This is a genomic window from Microbacterium sp. CCH5-D1 (assembly GCF_001557335.1).
Lineage (GTDB): Bacteria > Actinomycetota > Actinomycetes > Actinomycetales > Microbacteriaceae > Microbacterium > Microbacterium oxydans.
In genome coordinates, this window is sequence record NZ_LSJW01000021.1 from 1 (window position 1) to 6,130 (window position 6,130).

General features: G+C 70.0%; 7 protein-coding genes. 4 read left to right on the top strand and 3 right to left on the bottom strand.

Annotation, left to right across the window (positions count from 1 at the left end):
- Positions 1 to 46 precede the first annotated feature (46 nt).
- Positions 47 to 1,402: an HNH endonuclease gene (locus AX744_RS01480; protein WP_061015194.1), complete on the bottom strand. Its 1,356-nt coding sequence runs from the start codon at positions 1,400 to 1,402 to the stop codon at positions 47 to 49.
- A 17-nt stretch (positions 1,403 to 1,419) separates the two neighbouring features.
- Entirely contained in the window at positions 1,420 to 1,689 is a 270-nt protein-coding gene (locus AX744_RS01485; RefSeq protein ID WP_197429140.1) for a hypothetical protein, read from the bottom strand.
- Between AX744_RS01485 and AX744_RS01490 the strand changes: the two genes are divergently transcribed.
- Positions 1,679 to 2,152, top strand: a complete 474-nt coding sequence (locus AX744_RS01490) for a DUF4259 domain-containing protein (RefSeq protein ID WP_230977832.1) — start codon at positions 1,679 to 1,681, stop codon at positions 2,150 to 2,152. The genes AX744_RS01485 and AX744_RS01490 overlap by 11 nt on opposite strands.
- Before the next feature lie 31 nt (positions 2,153 to 2,183).
- On the opposite strand, the gene AX744_RS01495 is transcribed toward AX744_RS01490, so the two are convergent.
- On the bottom strand, positions 2,184 to 3,146 hold the full coding sequence (locus tag AX744_RS01495; protein WP_061015196.1) for an aldo/keto reductase: 963 nt from the start codon (positions 3,144 to 3,146) through the stop codon (positions 2,184 to 2,186).
- Positions 3,147 to 3,246: 100 nt separating this feature from the next.
- Between AX744_RS01495 and AX744_RS01500 the strand changes: the two genes are divergently transcribed.
- From AX744_RS01500 to AX744_RS01510, 3 genes are read left to right on the top strand one after another with little or no spacing between them, the layout of a single operon-like run.
- Positions 3,247 to 3,981 (top strand): SDR family NAD(P)-dependent oxidoreductase, encoded by a 735-nt coding sequence (locus AX744_RS01500; protein WP_046749694.1) that lies wholly within the window; start codon positions 3,247 to 3,249, stop codon positions 3,979 to 3,981.
- A 10-nt stretch (positions 3,982 to 3,991) separates the two neighbouring features.
- Positions 3,992 to 5,092, top strand: a complete 1,101-nt coding sequence (locus AX744_RS01505) for a zinc-binding dehydrogenase (protein ID WP_061015197.1) — start codon at positions 3,992 to 3,994, stop codon at positions 5,090 to 5,092.
- Positions 5,093 to 5,099: 7 nt separating this feature from the next.
- Positions 5,100 to 6,068 carry an aldo/keto reductase gene (locus tag AX744_RS01510; RefSeq protein ID WP_061015198.1) on the top strand — a complete coding sequence of 323 codons (969 nt, stop codon included), beginning with the start codon at positions 5,100 to 5,102 and terminating at the stop codon, positions 6,066 to 6,068.
- The last annotated feature ends 62 nt before the right edge of the window (positions 6,069 to 6,130 follow it).

A 6,130-nucleotide genomic window follows, 5' to 3' on the forward strand; every position in this document is an offset into this window, starting at 1 on the left:
AGGCAGCACCACCCTCAGGCAGCACCACCCTCAGGCAGCACCACCCTCAGGCAGCGACATCGAAGCGTGCTCGCCCACCCAGCCGCGGAGTGCGCGCCGGATCAACCGAGGCGGGCGGCAGGAACCACACCTTTTCGCGACCACCGCCACCGCCACCGCCACCGCCACCGATGCGGATGCCCCACCCGTTGTCGTGGATGCGGTGATGACAGGTCTCGCACAGCAGCACGCCGTTCGAGAGGTCGGTCGGCCCCTGGTCGCGTCTCCACCAGCGGATATGGTGCGCCTTCGTCATCTCCGGGGGGAGTCCGCACATGGCGCAGCCGCCGTCCCTCTCCACGAGGGCCAGTCGTTGCGACCGCGTGAAGAGGCGCTTCTCCCGCCCCCAGTCGAGCACCTCGCTCACGGTACCGAGCACGCACGGGATCACTCCCCCGCCCGCAGCCATCCGCCGCGCAGCTCCGATGCTGACGGGCTGCTCGATTCCGTCGATCTCGGCCGATCCCGCACCCGCTTCCAGCGCGTCGAGATCCACCCGCACGATGACGGTCGCGCCCGCCAACGGCACGCGAGCCTCGCAGTCGAGCACATGCCCGGCGAACACCGCGAGCGCATCGGCCTGGATCATCGGCACGGTGCGACGATCGGCATCGGGCGCGTCCGGGGCCGTCGCATCCTTCCGGGCGGCGAATGCGGCGCTCACGTAGCCGCGGATGGCGGTCACGACGGGCGCGGCAGTCTCCGCATCGAGGACGGCGTTCAGATGCACCATCCCGCCGCGCTCGTGGATGGTCAGGGATCGTCGGGAACGCTGCTCCTCGAGACGCGACTCCACCCCATCCGGGTCCAACCAGGCTTCCGCCCGCACGACCAGCTTCCGTACGTCGTCGATCGCGAGCCCCGCCGCCTTCTCGACCAGCACACGCTCCGCTTCGGCGACACGCTCGACACCGACCACCACGCGGCATCGGTCGAGCAGCGCGATGATCACCGCTGCCGCCTGAGCGCTGAGTGCGCCCGCGTCGAGTGCCTCCCGAATCAGCGGATACCTCGCCGGCAGCGGTACACCGAGGAGATCGGCGCGTGGTGCGACCGCCTCTCCGACCTTCACCAGCCGATGCGCCTCACCGCGCGACACCCCGACAGTCGCCGCGATCAAGGTCGCCGGATTCCGGAAGCCCTGCTGCTTCGCAAGGCTCTCCGCCCCCAGCTCCGGACGCGACTCCCGCGAGATGCATGCGGCGACCTCGATGTGCACCGCGTCCAGCCGGCGTTGCAGCACGCCGATCGACGTGCTCACCGCGATCAGCTGCTCACGCGAGAGGTCTTCCGAGCTCTTGGCGTCGGCCCACGCCGCATCGAGGCGGGACATCGCCTCGTGCAACACGGCCAACTTCGACATGCCTCGATTCTATCGAATCAGCGCTCGACATTCGAAGTTATGTTCGATCTCATTCCGGCATTCCGCGCCTCATCGACCAGCGCACGATACCCGGGGAGGAACGGCTCGACGAGCTTCGTCTCGAGCTGCGACTCCAGATCCCAGAGCACGCGCCGCTGCGCCTCATCCACCACGAGCGCATCACTTTCGTTGGCAGCGGCCAGCCATTCGAAGAGCACCAGCGCTTCGCCAGCCGTCAGCTGCACCTCGACGGACTCGCTCTCTCCATTTCCCGCCATGCGCATCATGCTCGCATGGTTCACTGGAGCAACCGCACCGGACGACAGACAACCGGACGACAGCGCACCGTACGACAGAGAAGAGGACGACGTGGGCACCTGGGGACCGGGGAACTTCGACGACGACACCGTCGCGGACGGACTGAGCGCGATCACCGACGACCTGATCGCGAAGATCGCCGAGGTGTTCGCGGACGAGGACGACGACACCGAGCTGCAGCCGGACGAGTGGGGAGGATCCATGGCCCCGGCGTGGCTCGAGATCCTCACCGACATCGCGTCCGCGGGTCGCGTGGGGGCGACCTTCCCCTCCCGCAGCACGCTCGAAGGGTGGCGGGATCGATACGTCCGCGTGTGGGACGAGTACATCGACGAGCTCGAACCCGACGACGACTATCGCATCGACCGGCGACAGGTCATCGTGTCGACCTTCGACCGCGCCGTATCACTCGCCCGCGAGCGCGAGTCGTAAGCACGACCCGCACTCCCCCTCCACTCACCACTCACCACGCTCCATCCGCCCGCACTCCGCGGTCGACCCAGCAGTCGGCGAGGGCGGTGCGCACCTCGTCGCCGTGGTCGCGCGCCAGCGCGAGGGCGGCATGGTTGAGCTCGAGCTGTGCGACGCGTGAGGCGCCGAACAGCACGTTCGCCGTCGCGGGGTTGGACAGGCAGAAAGCGATGCCGAGTGCTGCCGGCGTCACGCCGAACCCCTCGGCGACCCGCGCGACCTCGGGGTAGACGGCCGCGATCCGCTCACGGATCCCGCCGACGTCGGCACCGATCTTCCGTTCCGGCATCCGTCCGGTGGCGAGGATGCCTCCCTCGAACACGTCCGACGCCTGGAGGGTGAGCGTGCCGTCGGCGAACAGCGGCCCGTAGGCGTCGCCTTCCGCCATCGACCGACGAGCGATGCCGTACTTCAACTGTGCGAACACCGGTCCGGCCACCCCCTGAGCTTCGGATTCCGCGAGAGCCTGCCGCGTGTGTTCGATGCGCCAGTTGTTGATGCCCCAGGAACCGACGAGCCCTTCGTCGATCAGCGCGTTCACGTCGGCCACGAGCCGCGGCAGGTCGGGGGAATCGAGGTAGTCGCCCACCACGAGGGTGTCGAACCGGTCGAGGCCGGCCCGCTGCAGCGACTCCACGAGCTGCGCACGGAACCCCTGGTTCGGCCAGTCCCACAGCCAGAGCTTCCCGCACAGCACGATGTCCGCACGGTCGACGCCGCTCGCCCGCAGCGCCTCGCCGAACAGGATGTCGGTGCGGGAGTTCTCGGCGTGCGGACCCATGTTGTAGTACGCGACGTCGAAGAACCCCGCATCGAGCTCCACCGCGCGCCGGATGAGGGCGACCGCCTCGTCCCGCTCCATGCGATCCCAGGTGTTCCACGACCCCAGGGCGAGCGGCGGCACCGGCGCCCCGCCCGAGAACAGGGGTGTGCGGGGATATGTCGGATCGGGCATGAGGGCTCCTTCGCCGTCTCGTGGCACGGGGTTGTGTTTTTCTATGTTTGTAGAATATAACGGACTCATCCCGTCAGAACACCCGTCAGTGAGGACGAACATGACCGTTTCCCCCCGCCGCATCCTGGTCACCGGAGGGGCGTCCGGGCTCGGCCGCGGCATCGCCACCGCCTTCCGCACGGCCGGCGACGAGGTGTTCATCGGCGACGTGGACGCCGACGCAGCCGCTGCCGTCGCCGCCGAGATCGGCGCCACCCCGCTCCCCCTCGACATCGGCGACGAAGCGTCGGTGCGAGCGGCGGCCGAGCGGGTCAGGGAGTCCGGCGGCATCGACGTGCTGGTCAACAACGCCGGCATCGTCGCTGGTGGCGGCACGCTGCAGGAGGTACCGGTGGATGTGGTGGATGCCGTCCTCCGCGTCAACGTGCGCGGCACGTTCCTCATGCTCCACGTCTTCGGCGCACTGCTGGCCGAGGCGGGGCACGGTTCGATCGTCAACATCTCCTCGATCGGCGCCCGCCAGCCCACCGCGGGCCTCGGACACTACGAGGCGACGAAGGCCGCGGTCGACGCCTTCACCCGCACCGCCGCCCTCGAGCTCTCCGCCTCGGGAGTGCGCGTGAACGCCGTCGCACCGGGTCCGGTCCTCACCCCGCTGACGGCCGGCTTCGCCTCCGACCCCGACGCGCGAGCCGCCTGGGAGTCCCGCATCCCCCTCGGGAGCATCGCCGAGGTCGACCAGATCACGCCGCTCGTGCTGTTCCTCGCGAGCGACGCCGCCAACCACATCACCGGAGTCTCGGTCGCCGTCGACGGCGGCCAGCTCCTGGTCTGAGAGGACCCCCATGTCGATACCCACCCTCACCCGCGCCGCCGTGCTCACCGCCCACGGCGAACCCCTCACACTGCAGGAGCTCCCCCTCCCGAGCGAGGTCGAACCGGGCGCCGCGCTCGTGCGCATCGCCTGCACCACGCTCTGCGGCACCGACATCGAGATCTGGGAGGGGAGGATGACCTTCCCCGGCATGCTGCCCATGGTCCTCGGGCACGAGATGGTCGGCGAGATCGTCGCCGTCGGCACGGATACCCGCGATGCGCTGGGTCGACCGCTCTCCGCCGGCGACCGCATCGGCTGGTCGGAGTCGACCTGCGGGGAGTGCCACGGCTGCGTCGTGCTGCGCGAACCCGTCGCCTGCGCGCGCCGCGGCTACGGATTCCTGCAGCGCGCCGATGTGCACCCGTTCGCCACCGCGGGGCTCTCCGAGTACGCCTACGTCACCCCCGGTGCAGCCAAGCTGCTGCTGCCGCCGACGGTCAAGGACACGTGGGCGTCGATGGCGGGATGCGCGGCGAAGACCGTGCTGCGCGCCTTCGAGCGCGCGGGCCGCATCCGTCCAGGCTCGACCGTCGTGGTCCAGGGGTCCGGAGCCCTCGGCATCTTCGCCACCGCCGTCGCGAAGATCGCCGGTGCGGGTCGCGTCATCACGGTCGGCGCTCCCGCCGTCCGCCTCGAGCTCGCCGCGCGCTTCGGTGCGGATGCCGTCGTCGACTTCCGCGACGGACCCGTCGTGGATCAGGTTCTCGAGCTCACCGGCGGCCTCGGCGCCGACCACGTCTTCGACTTCGCCGGGGCACCGAGCGTCGGCCCCGACGCTGTCGGCATGGCCGCGCAGCGCGGCACGATCGCGATCGTCGGCTCCACGGGACCAGCGGGCGACGGCTTCGCCCTCAGCACGATCATGGGCAAGGAGCTCACGGTGGTCGGCTCGCTGAACGGCGACATCTCGGACTACGCCAGGGCTATCGACTTCTTCGCCGCCTTCGCCGATCGCTACCCGTGGGACGCCCTGTTCAGCGCCCCCGTCGGTCTCGCCGACGCCTCGGAGAAGATCACCCGCATGCACCACCTCGATGAGGTCAAGGCCGTCATCGACCCGAGAATGTGAGCCTCCGATGACCACGCCCCTCCGCACCGTCCCCCGCCGCGAGATCGGTCGCAGCGGCATCGACGCCTCGCTGTTCTCCCTCGGCTCCTGGCACACCTACGACCGCATGGACTTCGCCGACGCGGTGGCCATGCTGCGGGAGGCCGTGGAGCGCGGTGTCAACCTCTTCGACGTCGGCGTGTACTCCGCGCCCGGCGCCCCGCCCGTGTTCACGGATGTCATCTTCTCCGCCATGGTCCGCGCCGCCGGTCTCGCCCGTGAGGACTGGCTGCTGTCATCGAAGCTGTGGCTCGAGGCCTTCGACGCCGACGGCTTCCGCCCGCAGCTCGAGAACGCCCTGATGCGGGTGGGCGTCGAGCACGCCGACCTCGTGATCCTGGGCGACCTGCGGCGGGACGACCTCGACCTGCGCGCCCTCGTGATCGATCTCGCCCGACTCACCGAAGCCGGACTCATCCGCGCGTGGGGCGTGAACAACTGGTCGGCCTCGAGCATCCAGACCCTGATCGACCTCGCCGCACGAGAGGGGGTCGCCGGCCCGCAGATCGCACAGCTGAAGTACAGCGTGTCCCGACGCTCGATCCCCGACGGCGCCCCGTTCGCCCGCCTGTGGGAGCAGGGCCTCACCCTGCAGGCTTCGGACTGCCTGGAAGGCGGCGTGCTCGCCGGAAAGGTGAACGGCGACCGGCAGATCGGCCGCGACCCCGGAGACATCCGAACGCGGATCATCGCCGACGTGCCCGCGTTCACGGCGCTCGCGGAATCGCTCGACGGCTCGCCCGCACAGCTCGGCCTGGCGTTCACCCTCACGCATCCCGCCCTCACGACCACGCTCTTCGGCGCATCGAGCGTCGCGCAGCTGCGGGCGAACCTCGACGCCGCCGCGCTGGTCGAGCGCGTCGGCGCCACGACGCTCCGCGAACTCGTCGAACCGTTCTGGGCCGACCGCGACGTCGTCGACCCCGAGGGCCCCTGAACACCGCCCCGCGACCGTGCCCGCCCGAAGCCTCGCAAGGAGACCCATGACCACCCCCACCG

Coding starts and splice junctions, on each gene's coding strand:
- AX744_RS01480 (WP_061015194.1), bottom strand. CDS start 1,402: ATGTCGAAGTTGGCCGTGTTGCACGAGGCGATGTCCCGCCTCGATGCG.
- AX744_RS01505 (WP_061015197.1), top strand. CDS start 3,992: ATGTCGATACCCACCCTCACCCGCGCCGCCGTGCTCACCGCCCACGGC.
- AX744_RS01485 (WP_197429140.1), bottom strand. CDS start 1,689: ATGATGCGCATGGCGGGAAATGGAGAGAGCGAGTCCGTCGAGGTGCAG.
- AX744_RS01490 (WP_230977832.1), top strand. CDS start 1,679: ATGCGCATCATGCTCGCATGGTTCACTGGAGCAACCGCACCGGACGAC.
- AX744_RS01510 (WP_061015198.1), top strand. CDS start 5,100: ATGACCACGCCCCTCCGCACCGTCCCCCGCCGCGAGATCGGTCGCAGC.
- AX744_RS01500 (WP_046749694.1), top strand. CDS start 3,247: ATGACCGTTTCCCCCCGCCGCATCCTGGTCACCGGAGGGGCGTCCGGG.
- AX744_RS01495 (WP_061015196.1), bottom strand. CDS start 3,146: ATGCCCGATCCGACATATCCCCGCACACCCCTGTTCTCGGGCGGGGCG.